The organism is Streptomyces sp. Je 1-369 (genome assembly GCF_026810505.1).
In the GTDB taxonomy this organism is placed as follows: Bacteria; Actinomycetota; Actinomycetes; order Streptomycetales; family Streptomycetaceae; genus Streptomyces.
Genome location: NZ_CP101750.1, coordinates 1,757,348 through 1,776,422, shown reverse-complemented (window position 1 = coordinate 1,776,422; position 19,075 = coordinate 1,757,348). Strand labels below are relative to the sequence as shown.

Here is a 19,075-nt window from a genome sequence, read left to right as displayed (position 1 = left end):
AGCCCTGCTGCTATTATGCGAGGGTGAGCAAATTGAGATTCGGTCTACCGCTGGTATTGGCAGCCTTGCTCGTTGTCTCCTCGTGCGGCTATGGTGACAAATCGGTGAAGGTCAAAATGGATGACGTCGCCGGGGAATGGGTTGAGTCGGCCGGTGGGAGGATCGCCATCTCCACCGATCGGACTTTCACGGCGTCCGGTCTGAAATCTGATGCTTTTTCGGATAATGACTGCCCGGCAGGCGCCGCGTCCGGGACGTGGGGTTTCTACGTCTACAAGGGTGAATCGATGACCGAGGTCTCGGAGAAGGCGCAGTCGGGGACCCGGCTCGGCCTGTCGTTCAACGGTGTGCCGCAGGGGGAGTGTCTGATCGACCTGGTCGCGGTCGACGGCGGCGACACGCTCTGCGCCTCCGACGACCCGGACGCCCTGTGCGGTCTCGACGTGAAGTTCTCCCGCAAGGGCTGACAGGGCGCGTCGCGGGCCGGTGCCGTCAGGCCGCCTTCTCCTGCTCCGCCTCCACCTGCGCGTTCCACTCCCGCTTGGAGGCCTGCCAGCCGTCCTCGTTGTGGCCGAGGCGCCAGTAGCCGGAGATGGAGAGGCGCTCGCGGGGGATCTCGTGCTCGATGCGCAGGTAGCGGCGCAGCTCCTTCACGAAGCCCGCCTCGCCGTGCACGAAGGCCTGCAGCTCGCCTGCCGGGAACTCCAGGGAGCGGACGGCCTCGATGAGGAGCTCGCCGACCGGGCGGTCGCCGCGGTGCAGCCAGACGACCTCGGCGTCCGTCGCGATCTTCTGCTCCTCCTCGGGGCCCTCGACCTCGACGAAGATGCGCGCGACGGCGCCCGGGGGAAGTGCCTCGGCCGCCGCGGCGATGGCGGGCAGGGCGCTCTCGTCACCGGCGAGCAGGTGCCAGTCGGCGTCCGCACCCGGGGCGTACGCGCCGCCCGGGCCCAGGAAGCGCACCGTGGCGCCGGGCTGGACGTCGCGGGCCCACGGCCCGGCGAGGCCCTCGTCGCCGTGGATCACGAAGTCGAGGGCGAGCTCGCGGGCCTCGGGGTCCCAGGAACGGACCGTGTAGGTGCGGGTGACCGGCCACTGGTCGCGCGGGAACTCCTCGCGGATGCGCTGCATGTCGAAGGGCTCGGGATAGGTGACGCCCTCCGCGTCGAAGAGCAGCTTCACATAGTGATCGGTGCACCCGGCGGTGGTGAACTCGGCGAGGCCCTCGCCGCCGAGGACCACCCGCTGCATGTGCGGGGTCAGCCGCTCCGTGCGGACGACCTGCGCGACATGGGCCTTCGGTGCTTTGCGTGCCGGACGTTCTGCCATGGCGACGGCCTCCCCTGATCCACAACTGATCCACAAGTACTTAGGTTTACCTAAGCTAACACCTCAGAGGGTGAGGGTGGAGAGCAGGCGTTGCAGCGAGCCGCCCAGGCCCCAGCGGGCCGCCAGCTCGTCCAGTGCGGCGGGATCGCGGGGGGTGTGCGGAAGCGCGACGTCCACATCCGGCAGGGGGACGTCGTCCGCCACTCGTACGACCTTCGGCGCGACCGCCACGTACGCGCGCGACTCGTCGAGCCGCCTGCGCTGCGACGGGGTGAGCTTCGACTTCGGGTCGTCGACCGCGGCCATGATCCCCGCCAGGTCGCCGAACGCGTCCAGGAGCTTGGCCGCCGTCTTCTCGCCGATGCCGGGGACGCCCGGCAGGCCGTCGCTCGGGTCGCCGCGCAGCAGCGCCAGGTCGACGTAGCCCGGGCCGTCCACGCCGTACTTCTCGCGCAGCCACGCCTCGTCCGTCGTCTGGAGGGTGCCGACGCCCTTGAGGGGATAGAGGACGCGGACGCCGCGCCTGTCGTCCACCAGCTGGTAGAGGTCGCGGTCGCCCGTGACGATGTCGACGGGGCCGGTGGCGCGCGCCGTGAACGTGCCGATCACGTCGTCCGCCTCGTACGCCGCCACGCCCACGCGTGCGATGCCGAGCGCGTCGAGGACCTCCTCGATGACCGGCACCTGAGGCGAGAGCGTGTCCGGGATCTCCTCGGCGTCCGCGCCCTGCTCGACCTCCTCGGCGACGCGGTGCGCCTTGTAGGAGGGGATGAGCTCGACACGCCACTGCGGGCGCCAGTCGGCGTCCATGCAGGCGACCAGGTCGTCCGGGCGGTGGTCCTGGACGAGGCGCGTGATGAAGTCGAGGAGCCCGCGGACGGCGTTCACCGGAGTGCCGTCCGGGGCCTTCACGGACTCCGGGACCCCGAAGTACGCCCTGAAGTAGAGGGAAGCCGTGTCGAGAAGCATGAGCCGTCGTGTTCGCTGAGTCACATCGCGCATCATGCCGCACGGCACTGACAGTGCGAACGTGCTGCGTACGAAGGTGTGGCCGCGTTGCGCATCGCGCCACACCGTGCCGACAGCGCAACGGATGTGACGTGGGCCACTCATCGGTTTGGCCTGCATAAGCGTGGGCAGGTGCGCACCCGGAGCGGACCCGGTCGCATATTCAACTTTTCGATCGGTAAGCGGGCAGACCCCGTGCCGCTCACGGCCCGCCGGCGGGGGAGGCGGGCCGTCTTGGTTCGACCCGAGAGGTGTATGTGTCCAGGCTGCAGGCCGAGCACTTGTACAAAGTGTTCGGCAGACGACCCGATGACGCGGTGGAGCAACTCCGCCACGGAGCCGACCGAGAGGAGCTGCGCGCCAACGGCACCACCGCTGCCGTGATCGACGCGTCCTTCGAGGTCGAGCCGGGCCAGATCTTCGTCGTCATGGGTCTCTCCGGATCCGGCAAGTCCACGTTGTTGCGCATGCTCAACGGACTGTCGGAGCCGACGGCCGGTCATGTCCGCTTCGACGGTCAGGACCTGACCGAGCTGAGCGCGCGCGAGATGCGGGAGGTGCGCTCCAAGAAGATCAGCATGGTCTTCCAGCACTTCGCGCTCTTCCCGCACCGCAGCGTCCTGGAGAACGCCGGTTACGGCCTCGAGGTGCAGGGCGTGCCCCGCGCCGAGCGCGAGAAGCGCGCCACCGAGGCGCTGGAGCTCGCGGGCCTCAAGGGCTGGGAGAAGTCCTGGCCCGACGAGCTGTCCGGCGGCATGCAGCAGCGCGTGGGCCTCGCCCGCGCGCTCGCCACCGACGCCGACCTGCTCCTCATGGACGAGTCGTTCAGCGCGCTCGACCCGCTGATCCGGCGCGACATGCAGGACCAGCTCCTCGTACTGCAGAAGCGGCTGAAGAAGACCATCGTCTTCATCACCCACGACCTCAACGAGGCCATGCGCCTGGGCGACCAGATCGCCGTCATGCGCGACGGCCGCATCGTCCAGATCGGCAACTCCGAGGACATCCTGGTCACCCCGGCCAACGACTACGTCGCCGCGTTCACGCAGGACGTCGACCGTTCCCGGGTGCTCACGGCGGGCGCGATCATGGCCGAGCCCGACGAGGGCTTCGTGGCGGCCGCCGCGCCCGCGACGGTCGCCGAGGACACTCCGATCATCGAGCTGTTCACGCCCTGCTCCACCAGCGAGGTACCGGTCGCCGTGACCGACGCCGACGGCGAGCTCGTCGGCGTCGTGCCGCGGGCCAGGCTGCTCGCCGTGCTCGGCGAGCCGATGAAGGAACCGGCAGACGCCGTGCCGACTTCCATACCCGCCCAGGACGAGGGCGACGCCCAGGACAAGGGCGACAAGAACGCGGGCAAGGTGAGCAGCGGTGCCTAGGATTCCTTTCGGCGACTGGGTCAATGACTCGGTCGAGTGGCTCAGAACCCACATGGACTGGCTGTTCTCGTTCATCAAGACGATCTTCCAGAACATGTGGGACGGCGTCTTCGACGTCCTCTCGGGACCCGAGCCGCTGCTGATGGCGGGCATCCTCGCCGTCATCGCGTTCTGGCTGCGCGGCCTGCTCGGCGGCGTCCTCGCCTTCGTCGGCTTCGCCTTCATCGTGTCCCTGGAGCTGTGGGACAACGCGATGATGACGCTGGCCCTGGTGCTCGTCTCGACCTTCGTGGCGCTGGTCATCGCCGTGCCCGTGGGCATCTGGGCGGCCCGCTCCAAGACGGTCAGCGGCGTCGTCCGCCCCATCCTGGACTTCATGCAGACGCTGCCCGCGATGATCTACCTCATCCCGGCGCTGCTCTTCTTCCGCATGGGCGCCCCCGCGGGCATCGTCGCCACGATCGTCTTCGCGCTCGCCCCCGGCGTGCGCATGACGGAGCTCGGCATCCGGCAGGTCGACAAGGAGCTGGTCGAGGCCGCCGACGCGTTCGGCACCACGCCCCGCAACACCCTGTTCCGGGTCCAGCTGCCGCTCGCGCTGCCGACGATCATGGCCGGTGTCAACCAGGTCATCATGCTCGGCCTCTCCATGGCGGCGCTGACCGGCATGGTCGGCACCCCGGGTCTCGGCGCGGACGTCAACGCGGCCATCGGCCAGCTCGACGTCGGTCTCGGCGCCGAGGCGGGCGTCTCCATCGTCATCCTCGCCATCTACCTGGACCGCGTCACCAGCGGTCTGGGCGGCCAGGTCTCGCCGCTCGGCCGGCGTGCGCTCGCCAAGCTGCGGGCCGCGCAGGGCCTGAACATCTGGAACTACCGCCCCCGGCCCGTCGTCGCGATGGTCGGCGTCGTCGTCCTCGCGCTCGTCGCGGGCGGCATGAGCATCTTCGGCGGCACCAAGTCCGAGCCCGTGGCCGACTCCGACAACGTCGGCCAGGGCAAGGAAATCAACATCGGCTACATCAACTGGGACGAGGGCATCGCCTCCACCTTCCTCTGGAAGGAGATCCTGGAGCAGCGCGGCTTCAAGGTGAACGCCAGCCTCCTGGACGCGGGGCCGCTCTACACCTCGCTCGCCCAGGGCGACGTCGACTTCCAGACCGACTCGTGGCTGCCGACGACGCACGCCACGTACATGAAGAAGTACGGCAAGCAGCTGGAGGACCTCGGCGCCTGGTACGACCGGACGTCCCTGGAGCTGACCGTCCCGTCGTACATGAAGGACGTGAACTCGCTCGCCGACCTCAAGGGCAAGGGCGGCACGTTCGACGGGAAGATCACCGGCATCGAGCCGAGCGCCGGTGAGATGCAGCTCCTGAAGAGCAAGGTCCTCAAGGAGTACGGCCTCGACAAGGAGTACAAGGTCGTCGACGGCTCCACCACCGCGATGCTGTCCGAGCTGAAGGCGGCGTACGGGAAGAAGGAGCCGATCGTCGTCCCGCTGTGGTCGCCGCACTGGGCGTACAACGACTTCGACCTGAAGAAGCTCAAGGACCCGAAGGGTGCCTGGGGCAAGGGCGACGGCGTGCACTCGCTGGCACGTAAGGGTTTCTCCGAGGAGAACCCGCAGGTCGCCAAGTGGCTGAAGAACTTCAAGATGGAGGAGAAGCAGCTCACCAGCCTTGAAGCGGAGATCAACCAGGCGGGCAAGGGCAAGCAGCAGGACGCCGTGCGCACCTGGCTGAAGAAGAACCCGAAGGTCGTCGACAAGCTCGCCCCGCTGCCGAAGAACTCCGGCGGCGAGGAGAAGAAGCGTCCGCTGAAGGCCGCGTACTTCGCCTGGGACGAGAACGTCGCCGTCACCAACCTGTGGAAGCGCGTCCTGGAGAAGCGCGGCTACAAGATGGAGCTGACGCCGGCCGACGTGGGCCCCGCCTACACCGGTCTCGCGCAGGGTGACATCGACCTGAACCTGGACGCCTGGCTGCCCACCGCGCAGAAGACGTACTGGGACAAGAACAAGGCGAACCTGAAGGACCTCGGTTCCTGGTACAGCCCGACCTCCCTGGAGGTCGCCGTCCCGTCCTACGTCAAGGACGTGAAGTCGCTCGAGGACCTCAAGGGCAAGGGCGACAAGTTCAAGGGCAAGATCATCGGCATCGAGCCGGGCACCGGCGTGATGCAGGCCCTCAAGGACAAGGTCCTGCCGGGTTACGGCCTCGAGGACGAGTACGAGATCGCCGCGGGCTCGACCCCCGCGATGCTCTCCGAGCTGAAGACGGCGTACGCGAAGAAGGAGCCGATCGCGGTTCTGCTCTGGTCGCCGCACTGGGCGTACAGCGAGTACGACCTGACCAAGCTGGAGGACCCCAAGGGTGGCTTCGGCAAGGGCAACACGATCCGGTCGCTCTCCAGCAAGGACTTCCCGAACCAGTACCCGCAGCTCACGAAGTGGCTCAAGAACTTCAAGATGAGCGAGAAGGAACTGGCGAGTCTGGAGAACGAGATCAACAAGGCGGGCAAGAACAACGAGCCCGATGCCGTCGACGCCTGGCTGAAGAAGAACCCGGGCTTCGAGGAGAAGATGACGGCGGTCAAGTAGCCGAAACGTCGTCGCCACTCCTGGGGGGTGGGCCTCGCCCTGTGGCGAAGCCCACCCCCTCCGGCGTTCCCGCGGGACCGCCGAGTCCCTACGCTCGACCGGGCCCCGTCCCACAATCTCGAACACCTGAACGTGAGAACCCGCCCGTGACCGCAAGGCAGCCCAGGACCGCGCTCTTCGCCGCGGCCGCCGCCCTGGCCCTGGCCGCCGCCCTGCTCGTCGCGCAGCTCGCGCGGGCCGACGCCGCCCCCGCCTCCGCGGGCACCGCCCGCCTCGCCGCACTCGCCGAGGACGTGACCGCCGCCGACGGCCACCGCTACGACGCACGCGACCACACCGGCCGCACCATGGACGCCGCGCAGATCGCCCAGGCCCAGGACGGCACCTACCTCGCCGTGTACCACACGCTCCTGCCCGACGGACGCTTCCACGCGGCCGTCGCCACCTCCACCGACCTGCGCCACTGGCACCGCCGTCACGACTTCGGCCCCGGCACCCACCAGGCCTCCCTCGCCTCCGACGGCCGCGGGGGATACGTCCTCGCGTACGAGAAGGACCCCCGCAACCACATCGCCGTACGCGCGTACGCGAACCCGACCGCGCTCCTCGACGGGCACGCCCACCGCGCCTTCGACGCCCCGCTGACCCTCTCCCGCTGCGCCGAGGGCACCCCCAGCATCAGCGCCGTGCGCGGCGCCACCATCCACCTCACCGGGCACTACCGCGCGGGCTGCGACACCGACCGCCAGCTGCGCGCCACCCTCACCGGCTTCCGGCACTGGCATGCCGAGCCGGACCGCCGCCTGGACCGTGCCGTGCACGCCTGGGGCAACGGCGGCAACATCGGCGACCGGTCACCCGTGCGGCTCGGCGGGGAGCGCGTGGTCCTCGTCGAGGGCCAGGGGCGGCGCGGCGACTTCGGCAGCTGGGGCACGTACGCGTACGACCCCTCAAGTGGCCGCGCGGACCGCCTCGACATCCGGACGCACGGCGGCAGCCACGCATTCGCCAACCCCTCGGCGACCCTCCTCACCGGCCCGCGGGGCCAACCCGCCCTGCTCGTCAGCGTGTTCGTGCCGGCCGAGGGTTCCGCCCCCGGCGAGTCCGGGCAACTGCTCTACTGGCACGAGCTGTAGAAGGCGGTCTCGGCAACGGGGCAAAACCGTTTGGCGAACATGCGTAGGGTGCAGAGAACCCCTCAGGGTTGAGAGCGGGCCGACGCGCTGAAGGGAGTCGAGGCGATGGACGAGCACAAGGAGACGCTCCGGGTGGGCTCGGCCGTGCGGCGACGCCGCAGGCAGCTGGAGCTCACCCTCGCGGTCGTCGCCGAGCGCAGTGGTCTCTCCGTGCCCTTCCTCAGCCAGATCGAGAACGAGCGGGCCCGGCCCAGCATGCGCTCGCTGCAACGCGTCGCCGACGCCCTGTGCACCACCGACGTGGAGCTCCTGGCCGCCGCCGACCCGGCCCGCACCGTCGAGGTGGTGCGCGCGGGCGACGAAACGGACCTGGACGGCTCCACTCCCGACACGCGCGTACGCGAGCTGACCCGCGGCCACCACCAACTGCACGCCCTGGAATTCATCGGCGACCACGACGAGGGACGCGAGTTCCAGCACCGCAACGACGAGCTGATGTACGTCGTCGAGGGCGCCGTGGAGATGGAGGCCGAGGGCCGGGCCTACCGCCTCGGGCGCGGCGACGCGCTGTTCCTCACGGGCGGGGTGCGGCACCGCTGGCGGGCCACCGTGCCGGACACCCGGGTCCTGGTGGTCGCAGTGGGGGACCACATCGAGGCCGTGGACGACAAGGGGCGCTGACGTGTCGCGCGCGCGTGGCCCGCTGCGGGTCGTCTCGCTGGTGCCCTCGCTGACCGAGGCGGTCGCCGTCACCGTGCCCGGCGCGCTGGTCGGGGCGACCGACTGGTGCAGCCACCCGGCGGGCCTCGACGTCACGCGGGTGGGCGGGACCAAGAACCCCGACGTGGCGCGCGTCGTCGCCCTCGCGCCCGACCTCGTCGTCGCCAACGAGGAGGAGAACCGGGCCCCCGACCTGGCGGCGCTCCGCGCGGCGGGCATCGAGGTCCTCGTCACCGAGGTGCGCACGCTGGAGCAGGCCTTCCGGGAGCTGGCGCGAGTCCTCGCGGCGTGTGGGGCGGGACGTCCGCGGTGGCTGGACGAGGCCGAGGCGGCGTGGCGGGAGGTCCCGCGCCCTGCCGCCCGGCTGCGGGCGGCTGTCCCCATCTGGCGCCGACCGTGGATGGTCCTGGGCCGCGACACCTTCGCGGGGGACGTCCTCGCGCGCCTCGGCGTCGACAACGCGTACGCGGACCACACCGAGCGGTACCCGCGCGTGCCGGTCGAGGAGCTGACGTCGGCGGACCTCGACCTGGTGGTGCTCCCGGACGAGCCGTACCGCTTCACGCGCGACGACGGCCCCGAGGCGTTCCCGGACACGCCGGTCGCGCTGGTCGGGGGCCGCCATCTCACCTGGTACGGGCCGTCCTTGGTCGAGGCGCCCGCCGTACTCAGCGCGGCGCTGCAAGCAGTCGACCGCTGACGACGCCCCGCAGGGTGTGGGCGAGGGCCACCGCCCAGGCCGCCACGAGGAACACGAACAGGGCGGTCGCGAGCCAGTCGAACACCGCCAGGCCCGTGTGCTTGCCGAGGCCCTCCGCGCCGGTCACGCAGGTGCCGACGGGGAAGGTGAACGCCCACCACGTCATCGCGAACCCCATGCCGCGGCGCCCGGCGCGCACCACCATCGCCCCGGCCAGCGCCAGCCACATCAGGGCGAAGCCCATCACGGGTACGCCGTACAGGACGGCGAAGACGAGGAAGCCCCGGTCGAGGGGGGCCGAGACGACGTGCGGGGCGAAGTCGGCGAACTTGTTGGTCGCGGTCGTCGACTGGCCCAGCGGGCCGAGGACCAGGAACAGGGTGGGGGTGAGGGCCGGGGGCAGCGGGCCCGCGGTCACCAGGCGGGCGAAGATCACCGGCAGCATCACGAGGGTGGCGAGCAGGCTCAGGCCGAACATCGCGAAGCAGGCGTACAGCATCGTCTGCTGTGCCTGGCCCGCCGGCAGGTGCGGGATGAGCAGCGGGCCGACGGCCGCCGACACCATGGGGGCCACCACGGGCAGCAGCCACACGGGGGAGGCCTGGTCGGCGGCTATGCGGTGCCGGACCACCATCAGGTAGGGGATGGCGACGGCGGCTGCGAGCCCGATGACCGTGCCCGCGGTGAACAGCACCGCGTCAACCGCGACGGCCGCGTCCGTGCCGATCCAGTCCTCGCCGACGAGCAGGGTGCCGCCGCCGACCGCGAGCAGCGCCATCGACAGGCAGCCGTAGAACGGGGCGACGGCCGGGTCCAGGAGGTGGGCGCGGGCCTGGTCGCGGTGGTGGATCCAGTGCGCGGCGCGGGCGGTGAGCAGGACGGCCAGCATCACGAAGGACAGCGCCCACACGATCGTGCAGCCCGTGCGCAGTCCCGCGAACCGGTACGGCAGCGTCGCGCCCGCGTTGGCGACGATGGCGGTGCCCATGACGGCGGCGTACCAGTTCGGTCCGAGGTGGCGGACCGCCAGGACGCGGGTGGCGGTGGCCGTGGGGGAGGCGCCCGCGGAAGCGGCGGGATGTGCGGTGGTGACCATGTGTCCACAGTCGTGCAGGGTGAGGGTCGGCCACCAGGGAGCACCGTTCTATGGGGGCATAAGCTGGTTTTATGAGTACGTCCCCTGCGTCCCCCGAGCCGTCCGCCGCCCCCGAGGCCTCACTGGCTCACCGCGTGCCCGATCTCGGGGCGCTGCAGCTCCTGCTCGCCGTCGCCAGACTCGGCAGCCTGGGGCGGGCGGCGCGGGAGCTCGGCATCACCCAGCCCGCCGCCAGCAGCCGGGTGCGGGCCATGGAGCGGCAGCTGGGCGTGGCCCTCGTCGACCGCTCGCCGCGCGGTTCGCGCCTCACGGACGCGGGCGCGCTGGTCACGGACTGGGCGGGCCGGATCGTGGAGGCGGCGGAGGCGTTCGACGTGGGGGCGCAGGCGCTGCGCGTGCGGCGGGACTCGAGGCTGCGGGTGGCGGCGAGCATGACGATCGCCGAGTATCTGCTGCCGGGCTGGCTGATCGCCCTGCGCACCCAGCGTCCGGACACGGCGGTGTCGCTGCTCGCGGGGAACTCCGCGGCGGTCGCGTCCCGGCTCCTCGCCGGCGAGGCGGACCTCGGCTTCGTCGAAGGGCTCACCGTGCCGGGCGGACTCGACGATGTGGTCATCGCCCACGACCGCCTGGTCGTCGTGACGGCGCCGGGGCACCCGTGGGCCCGGCGCAGGAAGCCTCTCGGCGCGGACGAGCTGGCGGCGACGCCGCTGATCCTGCGCGAGGAGGGCTCGGGCACGCGCCAGGTCCTCGACGCGGCGCTCGGCGGTCTCGCCCGCCCGCTGATCGAGCTGTCGTCGACGACGGCGGTGAAGGCGTCCGCGGTGAGCGGCGCGGGTCCGTCGGTCCTGAGCGAGCTCGCGGTGGGCGAGGAGCTGGCGGCCCGGCGGCTGGTGGAGATTCCCGTGGCGGAGGTGCGGCTGCGCAGGGCGTTGCGGGCGGTGTGGCCGACGGGCCACCGACCGGCGGGGCCGGGCAGGGACCTGCTGTCCCTGACCCGCATGTAGCAAGTGAAGCAAGCGAAGCAAACGAGGAGAACTGGGGCCCGCGCCCGGCGCGCCTACGCCTCCCTGATGCGCATCGCCGAGCGCCACGCCGCCGCCGACGCGCAGCGCAAGCGTCAGGTCCACCCCACCGTCCTCGGCCCGCACGAAGCGGTCAGGATCGTGTCGTTCCTGCTCAGCGGCGCCGCGAAACCCGTCGGCGACGAGCCGGACGTGGACCACGCCGACATCACCGCCGCCCTCACCCTGCTGCCGACGGCCCGCGGCGGAATGGACGAACTGGAGGTCGGCCTCCTCCAGATGGCCCGCGGCCGCGGCATGACCTGGCCCGAAATCGCCTTCGGCCTCGGCCTCGGCACCCCGCAGGCGGCCCGGCAGCGGTACGAGCGCCTGGTGCCGCGCACGGCGGCGGAGGGTGAGTAGGGGCGTGTTTCCCCTCGCGCCCCCGGCCACCGGCGTCCGCACCCCCTGGGAAGAGCTCCCCGCACACGTACGGGGAGAGCTGGAGAGCGTGCTCGGCGCGCCCGTGGTCGACGCGGTCACGCAGCGCGGCGGGTTCTCGCCCGGCGTGGCGGCGCGCGTGCGGCTCGGCGACGGGCGGCGCGCCTTCGTCAAGGCCGTCAGCGCCGAGGCCAACCCCGGCAGCCCTGAGCTGCACCGCGCCGAGGCCCGGAACTCCGCCGCCCTGCCGGACCACGTGCCCGCGCCCCGGCTCCTCGCCTCCTACGACGACGGGCTCTGGGTCGCTCTCGTGTTTGAGGACATCGAAGGCCGCCAGCCGCACGTGCCCTGGCGTGCCGACGAGTTCGGGCTCGTGCTCGACGCGGTGACGCAGCTGTCGTACGCGCTGACGCCCGCGCTGACGCCCGCGCCCATCGACGTACGGCCCGTCGTGGATACGGAGAGGGAGAGCTTCCGCGGGTGGGAGCGGCTGATCGAGGCCGAAGCGGAAGCTGACGGCGCGGCCGGTGCGCGGCTCGACCCGTGGGTGCGCCGCAACCTCCACGCGCTCGCCGAACTCGCCGCCCCCTGGACCGGGGCCGCCGCGGGAGACACCCTCGTCCACGCCGACCTGCGCGCCGACAACATGCTGATCACCGCCGAGGGGAGGGTCGTCTTCGTCGACTGGCCGCACGCCGTGCGCGCCGCCCCCTGGACCGACCTGCTCTTCATGCTGCCGTGCGTGCGGGCGCAGGGCGGACCCGACCCGGAGGACGTGTTCACCGCCCACCCCCTGGGCCGCGCCGCGGATCCGCGCGGTGTGACCGCCACGCTCGCCGCCTTCGCGAGCTACCTCGTACGCGGGTCCCTGAAGCCCGCCCCGCCGGGACTGCCGACCCTGCGCGCCTTCCAGGCCGCCCAGGGCGCGGCCGCCGTCGCCTGGCTCAGGACGCGGCTCGGACCAGCGCTGCCATGACGCGCGTGTCCTCGCCCATCTCCGGGTGCCACTGCACGCCCAACGCCCAGGCCGGGCCGGGGAGTTCGACCGCTTCGATCGTGCCGTCCTCCGCGTACGCCGACACCACCAGGTCCCTGCCGAGGCGGTCCACCGCCTGGTGGTGGTAGGTCGGGACGTCCGTGGACGCGTCCGGTACGACCGACTCGTAAAGAGTGCCGGGGACCGGCTTCACCGTGTGCGTGCCGAAGACGCCGATGCCCTCGACGTGGCCGTCCATGTGCTGGACCAGTGTCCCGCCGAGTGCCACGTTCATGAGCTGCATGCCACGGCAGATGCCGAGCAGCGGGGTCCCGGAGCCCAACGCGGCCTCGATCAGGGCGAGTTCCCACGCGTCCCGCTCCGGTGCGGGCGGTCCTGTGCGTTCCTCACGGGCCGCGCCGTACCGCTCGGGTGCCACGTCGGGGCCGCCCGCGACGACCACGCCGTCCAGGCGGGCGACGACCTCGGCGGCGTGCGCGGGGTCGTCCGGCGGCAGCATCGCGGTGAGGCCGCCCGCCGCCCGTACGAGGCGCGGGTAGCCGGCCGGCAGGACGGCCGCGGGCAGCTGCCACACGCCCCAGCTCACCGAGGACTCCAGGTACGTGCTGACCCCGATCAGCGGCTTGCCGCCGGTCACTGCGTTCTCCCTCACCGTTCTCCTTCGACGTCGTGCTCGGGTCCTGCTGATCAGTTGCGTTCCAACTCTGCCTCGGCCGCCGCCAGCGCCGCGAACTCCTCCTCCGGTGCGCGCGCCACCAGGTGCTTGCGGCTGTAGACGCCGAAGTAGGCGAGGGCGACCACGTACACCCCGAGCGCGATGAGCGCCGCCGTGACGTCGACCAGGAACGTCGCGACCAGCGCCGCGCAGGCGAGGACCAGCGCCACGGACGACGTGAGGATGCCGCCGGGAGTGCGGTAGGGGCGGTCGAGGGTGGGCTCGCGGCGGCGCAGGACGATGTGCGAGAGGGACATCAGGGCGTACGAGATGGTCGCGCCGAACACCGCGACGTTGAGCATCCGGGCGCCGTCCCCCGTCGCCGCAGCCAGGCCGAAGCCGATGGCGCCCGGGACGAGCAGGCCCAGGTAGGGGGCCTTGCGGCTGCTGGTGAGCGAGAGGAAGCGGGGGAGGTAGCCCGCCCGGGAGAGCGCGAAGAGCTGGCGCGAGCCCGCGTAGATGAGGGAGAAGAAGGAGGCGACCAGGCCCGCGAGGCCCGCGTAGTTGACGATGCGGCTGAGCGCCGTCGCCTCGCCGTCCGGCTGCAACGCCTCCACCAGCGGATTGCCCGCGTCCTGGATCGCGTTCGCGCCCCGCGCGCCGGACGAGGCGAAGAAGGTGAGGAGGGCGAGGACGACGAGGATGGCCATCGACCAGCGGATCGCGCGGGGCAGGGTGCGCGCCGGGTCCTTGGTCTCCTCGGCGGCGAGCGGTACGCCCTCCACGCCCAGGAAGAACCACATGCCGAACGGGAACGCCGCCCAGATGCCCAACAGGCCCATCGGCAGCCACGAGTTGGAGCCGAAGGCGTCCGCCTCCACGGGGATGTCGTTCAGCTTCGACGCGTCGAAGTCCATGAACGCGCCGACCGCGAAGACCAGCAGCGCGGCCACCGCGATGCCGGTGACGACGAAGCTGAAGCGCAGCGCTTCGCCGACGCCCCACAGGTGGATGCCGATGAAGATCACGAAGCAGGCGAGGTGGACCGGCCAGCCGGAGCTGAGGCCGAAGAGGCCGAGCGACTCGACGTAGTCGCCGATGAAGATGGAGATCGCGGCCGGCGCCAGGATGTACTCGATGAGGATCGCCGTGCCCGTCAGGAAGCCGCCCCACGGGCCGAGCGCCCGCCGCGCGAAGCCGTAGCCGCCGCCCGCCGTCGGCAGGACGGACGAGAGCTCGGCGAGCGAGAAGACCATGCACGCGTACATGACGCCCATGAGCGCCATGGCGATCCCGAGGCCGCCGAAGCCGCCCTCCGCGAGGCCGAAGTTCCACCCCGAGTAGTCGCCGGAGACGACGTAGGCGACGCCGAGGCCGGTGAGCAGGAGCCAGCCCGCGCTGCCCCGGCGCAGCGTCCTGCGTTCCAGGTAGTCGTCCGCGGGCTCGGCTGGTTTCGGCGGGGTGGAATCCATGGTCATGGCACGGCTCCTCGGCAGGCGGGGCGACTCAATGGAACGGATGCATACCTTTGCCGTGCCGGGGGCGAGAAAGCAAGACCCGTGCGTTACCCGGTGGTTAACAGGCCCTCACGCAGCCGTACGCCAGTAAGCGCCCCTTACGTCAAGAACCCCCGCAACAGCGCCGCCGTCCCCGAGCAGTGCTCCCGCATCATTTCCCGCGCCCCGTCCGCGTCCCCGTCGAGCACCGCCTCGACGAGCGCCGTGTGCTGGCGCTGCGAGTGCTCCAGGTTCCGTACGAGCAGCGGGATGCAGTCCAGGAGGTCGTTGACGGTCGCGCGGACCGCCGCGTACTGCGCGGTCAGCGTCGGCGACCCGCACAGCTCGGCGAGCGTGAGGTGCAGCAGGGTGTCCTGGCGCCGGTACTCGGCGAGGGGCGCGTCGTGCGTCCGGTCCAGCGCCGTGCGCAGCCGGTCCGCCTGCCCGCCGGTCAGGCCGTGCGCCGCGCACAGCCCGGCCGCGCCGACCTCGAGGACCTCGCGGAAGCGCAGCGCGTCCTCGACGTCGACGTCCTTGATGCGGCGCCGCAGCTCGTCCTCGCCCTGCGCCTCGGGGCGCGGCCGCACGAACGTGCCGCCGTACCGCCCGCGCCGCGATTCGACCAAGCCCTGGTCCTGCAGCACCTTCAGGACCTCGCGCAGCGTGACCCTGCTGATGCCGAGGCGGTCGGCGAGCTCCCGCTCCGACGGCAGGCGTTCGCCGCCGGGCACCAGGCCGAGGCGGACGACCTGGAGGATCTGCTCCAGGGCCTCCTCGAAGCCGTTGCCCGCCCGCACCGGACGCAGCACCGCCGTCAGGCGCTCGTCGTCCGGTGCGGGCGCCGCCGTGCCCTCTTCCGGGTGCGACATCTCCGTACCCCCTTCCCAAGCAATGGTTCTCGGCAATACCTTATGGCTCCCGGCTGACCCAAGGAGGCTTTTCCCGTGGCAGACCGCACACCCCCGCTGGCCGTCGAGGAGCTGAAGGCCCTCGTCGCGAGCGGCGAGATCGACACGGTCGTCCTGGCCTTTCCCGACATGCAGGGACGACTCCAGGGCAAGCGGTTCGCCGCCCGCTTCTTCCTCGAAGAGGTCCTGGAACACGGCACGGAGGGCTGCAACTACCTCCTCGCCGTCGACGCCGACATGAACACCGTCGACGGCTACGCGATGTCCTCCTGGGACAGCGGCTACGGCGACTTCGCCATGCACGCCGACCTCTCCACCCTGCGCCGTGTCCCCTGGAACGAGGGCACCGCGATGCTCATCGCGGACCTCGCCTGGAGCGACTCCTCGCCCGTGGTCGCCGCGCCCCGGCAGATCCTGCGCCGCCAGCTGGAGCGCCTCGCCGAGCTCGGCTACACCGCGCACGTCGGCACGGAGCTCGAGTTCATCGTCTTCAAGGACACCTACGAACAGGCCTGGGACGCCGGGTACAAGGACCTCACGCCCGCCAACCAGTACAACATCGACTACTCCGTCCTCGGCACCGGCCGCATCGAGCCCCTCCTGCGCCGCATCCGCAACGACATGGCGGCCGCCGGGCTGATCGTCGAGTCGGCCAAGGGCGAGTGCAACCCCGGCCAGCACGAGATCGTGTTCAAGTACGACGAGGCCCTCGTCACCTGCGACCAGCACGCCATCTACAAGACCGGCGCCAAGGAGATCGCGGCCCAGGAAGGTGTCTCCCTCACCTTCATGGCCAAGTTCAACGAGCGCGAGGGCAACTCCTGCCACATCCACCTCTCGCTGCAGGACGCCGAAGGCACCAACGTCATGGCGGGCTCCGCGGACGACCCCGGAGGCATGTCACCCGTCATGCGGCACTTCCTCGCGGGCCAGCTCGCCGCGCTCCGCGACTTCTCCCTCCTCTACGCGCCCCACATCAACTCCTACAAGCGGTTCCAGCCCGGCACGTTCGCGCCGACCGCGGCAGCCTGGGGATTCGACAACCGCACCTGCGCGCTCCGCGTCGTCGGCCACGGCCGCTCCATGCGGTTCGAGAACCGGCTGCCCGGCGGAGACGTCAACCCGCACCTCGCCGTCGCGGGACTCGTCGCCGCGGGCCTGTGGGGAATAGAACAAAAGCTCGAACTGCCCGAGGAGTGCACGGGAAACGCCTACACCGGCGAGTACGAGCACGTCCCCACCACCCTGCGCGAGGCCGCCGAGCTCTGGGAGAACAGCCCCATCGCCAAGGCCGCCTTCGGCGACGAGGTGGTCGCGCACTACCGCAACATGGCGCGGGTCGAGCTGCACGCCTTCGATTCCGCGGTGACCGACTGGGAGCTCCGCCGCTCCTTCGAACGCATGTGAGGAACGACTTGCTGCAGGTACTCAACCCGGCGACCGAAGAGGTCGTCGCGTCCGTCCGGGCCGCCACCGCGGCGGACGTCGACGCCGCCGTCGCACGGGCCGCAAGGGCCCAGGAGAAGTGGGCGGCCACCGCCCCCGCCGACCGCGCGCGCCTCCTGCGCCGCTTCGCCACCACCGTCGACGCACACATCGAGGAGCTCGCCCGGCTGGAGGTCCGCGAGGCGGGCCACCTCATCGGCAACGCCCGCTGGGAAGCGGGCAACGTCCGCGACCTCCTCGACTACGCCGCCGGGGGAGCCGAACGCCTCAACGGCCGGCAGATCCCCGTCACCGGCGGCCTCAACGTCACCGTCCTCGAACCCCTCGGCGTCGTCGGCGTCATCGCCCCCTGGAACTTCCCGATGCCCATCGCCGCGTGGGGCACCGCCCCCGCACTCGCGGCCGGCAACGCGGTCATCCTCAAGCCCGCCGAGACCACCCCGCTCACCGCGCTCCGCCTCGCCGGACTCGCCATCGAAGCGGGCCTGCCCGAAAACCTCTTCCAGGTCCTGCCCGGCGAGGGCGGCGTCGCGGGCAACGCGCTCGTCGAGCACCCCGGCGTCGCGAAGATCGTGTTCACCGGCTCCACCCGCGTCGGCAAGCAGATCATGGCCAGGTGCGCCGACCGCGTGAAGCGCCTGACCCTCGAACTCGGCGGCAAGAGCCCCAACATCGTCTTCGCCGACGCCGACGTGGAAGCGGCGGCGCTGGCCACCCCCATGTCGTACCTGGACAACTCGGGCCAGGACTGCTGCGCCCGCACCCGTGTCCTCGTGCAGCGCTCGGTGTACGACCGGTTCCTGGAGGTCGTCACGCCCGCCGTCGAGTCCATCGTCGTGGGCGACCCGACCGACGAGAAGACGCAGATGGGCCCGCTGATCTCCAGGACCCAGCTGGACCGCGTCCGCTCCTACGTCACCCCTGGCGACGGCATCCACGGGACGGCGCCCGAGGGCCCCGGCTTCTGGTTCCCGCCGACGCTGCTCACCGACGTCGACCCGGACTCGCCGGTGGCCACGGAGGAGGTCTTCGGGCCCGTCGCCGTCGTCATCCCCTTCGACGACGAGGCCGACGCGATCCGCCTCGCCAACGCCACCGACCACGGCCTGTCCGGCTCCATCTGGACGCGCGACGTCGGCCGCGCCCTGCGCGTGTCCGGTGCGGTCAGGGCAGGCAACCTGTCCGTCAACTCGCATTCCAGCGTGCGCTATTGGACCCCCTTCGGGGGCTACAAGCAGTCCGGGCTCGGCCGCGAACTCGGCCCCGACGCGCTCGCCGCATTCACCGAAACCAAGAACGTCTTCATCAGCACGGAGGCCTGAACCCATGACAGAAAACATCTGCCGCCGCCTCGTGGGCCGTACCGCCGTCATCACCGGCGCCGGCAGCGGCATCGGCCTCGCCACCGCGCGCCGCCTCGCCTCGGAGGGCGCCAACGTCGTCTGCGGCGACATCGACGAGACCGCGGGCAAGGCCGCCGCCGACGAGGTCGGCGGGACCTTCGTGAAGGTCGACGTCACCGACGCCGAGCAGGTCGATGCGCTCTTCAAGACGGCCTTCGACACGTACGGCTCCGTCGACATCGCGTTCAACAACGCGGGCATCTCGCCGCCCGACGACGACTCCATCCTGGACACCGGCCTGGAGGCCTGGAAGCGCGTCCAGGACGTCAACCTCACCTCCGTGTACCTGTGCTGCAAGGCCGCCATCCCCTATATGCGGCGCCAGGGCAAGGGTTCCATCATCAACACCGCGTCGTTCGTGGCCCGGATGGGCGCGGCGACCTCGCAGATCTCCTACACCGCGTCCAAGGGCGGCGTCCTCGCCATGTCCCGCGAGCTCGGCGTGCAGTTCGCCCGCGAGGGCATCCGCGTCAACGCGCTCTGCCCGGGCCCGGTCAACACGCCGCTCCTCCAGGAACTGTTCGCCAAGGACCCCGAGCGGGCCGCCCGCCGCCTCGTGCACATCCCCGTGGGCCGCTTCGCGGAGGCCGAGGAGATGGCGTCCGCGGTGGCGTTCCTCGCCAGCGACGACTCCTCGTTCGTGAACGCGACGGACTTCCTCGTCGACGGCGGTCTCACGGGGGCGTACGTCACGCCGCTGTAGGCGTCCCCGTAGTTCACCCAGCAGCCATCCACCCGTCAGCCGGGCGTCG

General features: G+C 71.2%; 18 protein-coding genes. 12 read left to right on the top strand and 6 right to left on the bottom strand.

Going from position 1 to position 19,075, the window contains the following annotated elements:
• Positions 1 to 23: 23 nt before the first annotated feature.
• Entirely contained in the window at positions 24 to 467 is a 444-nt protein-coding gene (locus NOO62_RS08105; RefSeq protein WP_268770221.1) for a hypothetical protein, read from the top strand.
• A 25-nt stretch (positions 468 to 492) separates the two neighbouring features.
• On the opposite strand, the gene NOO62_RS08100 is transcribed toward NOO62_RS08105, so the two are convergent.
• Both NOO62_RS08100 and NOO62_RS08095 read right to left on the bottom strand, forming a co-directional pair.
• A complete protein-coding gene (locus NOO62_RS08100) occupies positions 493 to 1,329 on the bottom strand; it encodes a siderophore-interacting protein (RefSeq protein WP_268770220.1) in 837 nt (278 codons plus the stop codon).
• 63 nt (positions 1,330 to 1,392) lie between these two features.
• A complete protein-coding gene (locus NOO62_RS08095) occupies positions 1,393 to 2,331 on the bottom strand; it encodes a 5'-3' exonuclease (protein ID WP_268770219.1) in 939 nt (312 codons plus the stop codon).
• A 263-nt stretch (positions 2,332 to 2,594) separates the two neighbouring features.
• Between NOO62_RS08095 and NOO62_RS08090 the strand changes: the two genes are divergently transcribed.
• The 5 genes from NOO62_RS08090 to NOO62_RS08070 all read left to right on the top strand — a co-directional run bounded on the left by NOO62_RS08090 (position 2,595) and on the right by NOO62_RS08070 (position 8,877).
• Positions 2,595 to 3,719, top strand: a complete 1,125-nt coding sequence (locus NOO62_RS08090; protein WP_268770218.1) for a quaternary amine ABC transporter ATP-binding protein — start codon at positions 2,595 to 2,597, stop codon at positions 3,717 to 3,719.
• Positions 3,712 to 6,321: an ABC transporter permease/substrate binding protein gene (locus NOO62_RS08085; protein ID WP_268770217.1), complete on the top strand. Its 2,610-nt coding sequence runs from the start codon at positions 3,712 to 3,714 to the stop codon at positions 6,319 to 6,321. The genes NOO62_RS08090 and NOO62_RS08085 overlap by 8 nt, the downstream gene beginning before the upstream one ends.
• Before the next feature lie 146 nt (positions 6,322 to 6,467).
• Positions 6,468 to 7,457, top strand: coding sequence for a hypothetical protein (locus NOO62_RS08080; RefSeq protein WP_268770216.1), 990 nt, complete (start codon positions 6,468 to 6,470; stop codon positions 7,455 to 7,457).
• 105 nt (positions 7,458 to 7,562) lie between these two features.
• Positions 7,563 to 8,138 carry a helix-turn-helix domain-containing protein gene (locus NOO62_RS08075; RefSeq protein ID WP_268770215.1) on the top strand — a complete coding sequence of 192 codons (576 nt, stop codon included), beginning with the start codon at positions 7,563 to 7,565 and terminating at the stop codon, positions 8,136 to 8,138.
• 22 nt (positions 8,139 to 8,160) lie between these two features.
• Positions 8,161 to 8,877: a helical backbone metal receptor gene (locus tag NOO62_RS08070; RefSeq protein WP_268775511.1), complete on the top strand. Its 717-nt coding sequence runs from the start codon at positions 8,161 to 8,163 to the stop codon at positions 8,875 to 8,877.
• Here the strand turns inward: NOO62_RS08070 and NOO62_RS08065 are convergent.
• Entirely contained in the window at positions 8,846 to 9,973 is a 1,128-nt protein-coding gene (locus tag NOO62_RS08065) for a TDT family transporter (RefSeq protein WP_268770214.1), read from the bottom strand. The two genes, NOO62_RS08070 and NOO62_RS08065, sit on opposite strands and share 32 nt — an antisense overlap.
• 71 nt (positions 9,974 to 10,044) lie before the next feature.
• Between NOO62_RS08065 and NOO62_RS08060 the strand changes: the two genes are divergently transcribed.
• From NOO62_RS08060 to NOO62_RS08050, 3 genes are read left to right on the top strand one after another with little or no spacing between them, the layout of a single operon-like run.
• Complete coding sequence (locus tag NOO62_RS08060; RefSeq protein WP_268770213.1) at positions 10,045 to 10,980, top strand: LysR family transcriptional regulator; 936 nt, start codon at positions 10,045 to 10,047, stop codon at positions 10,978 to 10,980.
• Positions 10,981 to 10,983: 3 nt separating this feature from the next.
• Positions 10,984 to 11,400 (top strand): DNA-binding protein, encoded by a 417-nt coding sequence (locus NOO62_RS08055; RefSeq protein WP_268770212.1) that lies wholly within the window; start codon positions 10,984 to 10,986, stop codon positions 11,398 to 11,400.
• Between the two features lie 4 nt (positions 11,401 to 11,404).
• Complete coding sequence (locus NOO62_RS08050; protein WP_268770211.1) at positions 11,405 to 12,394, top strand: phosphotransferase; 990 nt, start codon at positions 11,405 to 11,407, stop codon at positions 12,392 to 12,394.
• Here the strand turns inward: NOO62_RS08050 and NOO62_RS08045 are convergent.
• The 3 genes from NOO62_RS08045 to NOO62_RS08035 form a co-directional block, all read right to left on the bottom strand.
• Positions 12,363 to 13,067 carry a gamma-glutamyl-gamma-aminobutyrate hydrolase family protein gene (locus tag NOO62_RS08045; protein WP_268770210.1) on the bottom strand — a complete coding sequence of 235 codons (705 nt, stop codon included), beginning with the start codon at positions 13,065 to 13,067 and terminating at the stop codon, positions 12,363 to 12,365. The genes NOO62_RS08050 and NOO62_RS08045 overlap by 32 nt on opposite strands.
• 35 nt (positions 13,068 to 13,102) lie before the next feature.
• Positions 13,103 to 14,548, bottom strand: coding sequence for an ethanolamine permease (gene eat, locus NOO62_RS08040; protein ID WP_268770209.1), 1,446 nt, complete (start codon positions 14,546 to 14,548; stop codon positions 13,103 to 13,105).
• Positions 14,549 to 14,685: 137 nt separating this feature from the next.
• On the bottom strand, positions 14,686 to 15,435 hold the full coding sequence (locus NOO62_RS08035; protein WP_268770208.1) for a FadR/GntR family transcriptional regulator: 750 nt from the start codon (positions 15,433 to 15,435) through the stop codon (positions 14,686 to 14,688).
• Positions 15,436 to 15,510: 75 nt separating this feature from the next.
• Here NOO62_RS08035 and NOO62_RS08030 point away from each other — a divergent pair, with 75 nt between their 5' ends.
• From NOO62_RS08030 to NOO62_RS08020, 3 genes are read left to right on the top strand one after another with little or no spacing between them, the layout of a single operon-like run.
• Positions 15,511 to 16,881 (top strand): glutamine synthetase family protein, encoded by a 1,371-nt coding sequence (locus NOO62_RS08030; RefSeq protein WP_268770207.1) that lies wholly within the window; start codon positions 15,511 to 15,513, stop codon positions 16,879 to 16,881.
• An 8-nt stretch (positions 16,882 to 16,889) separates the two neighbouring features.
• The gene (locus NOO62_RS08025) at positions 16,890 to 18,242 is read left to right on the top strand and encodes an aldehyde dehydrogenase family protein (protein WP_268770206.1); all 1,353 of its coding nucleotides are present in this window, start codon (positions 16,890 to 16,892) and stop codon (positions 18,240 to 18,242) included.
• A 4-nt stretch (positions 18,243 to 18,246) separates the two neighbouring features.
• Positions 18,247 to 19,026 carry a 3-oxoacyl-ACP reductase gene (locus NOO62_RS08020; RefSeq protein WP_268770205.1) on the top strand — a complete coding sequence of 260 codons (780 nt, stop codon included), beginning with the start codon at positions 18,247 to 18,249 and terminating at the stop codon, positions 19,024 to 19,026.
• The last annotated feature ends 49 nt before the right edge of the window (positions 19,027 to 19,075 follow it).

Coding starts and splice junctions, on each gene's coding strand:
- NOO62_RS08100 (WP_268770220.1), bottom strand. CDS start 1,329: ATGGCAGAACGTCCGGCACGCAAAGCACCGAAGGCCCATGTCGCGCAG.
- NOO62_RS08095 (WP_268770219.1), bottom strand. CDS start 2,331: ATGCGCGATGTGACTCAGCGAACACGACGGCTCATGCTTCTCGACACG.
- NOO62_RS08075 (WP_268770215.1), top strand. CDS start 7,563: ATGGACGAGCACAAGGAGACGCTCCGGGTGGGCTCGGCCGTGCGGCGA.
- NOO62_RS08065 (WP_268770214.1), bottom strand. CDS start 9,973: ATGGTCACCACCGCACATCCCGCCGCTTCCGCGGGCGCCTCCCCCACG.
- NOO62_RS08060 (WP_268770213.1), top strand. CDS start 10,045: ATGAGTACGTCCCCTGCGTCCCCCGAGCCGTCCGCCGCCCCCGAGGCC.
- eat (WP_268770209.1), bottom strand. CDS start 14,548: ATGACCATGGATTCCACCCCGCCGAAACCAGCCGAGCCCGCGGACGAC.
- NOO62_RS08035 (WP_268770208.1), bottom strand. CDS start 15,435: ATGTCGCACCCGGAAGAGGGCACGGCGGCGCCCGCACCGGACGACGAG.
- NOO62_RS08020 (WP_268770205.1), top strand. CDS start 18,247: ATGACAGAAAACATCTGCCGCCGCCTCGTGGGCCGTACCGCCGTCATC.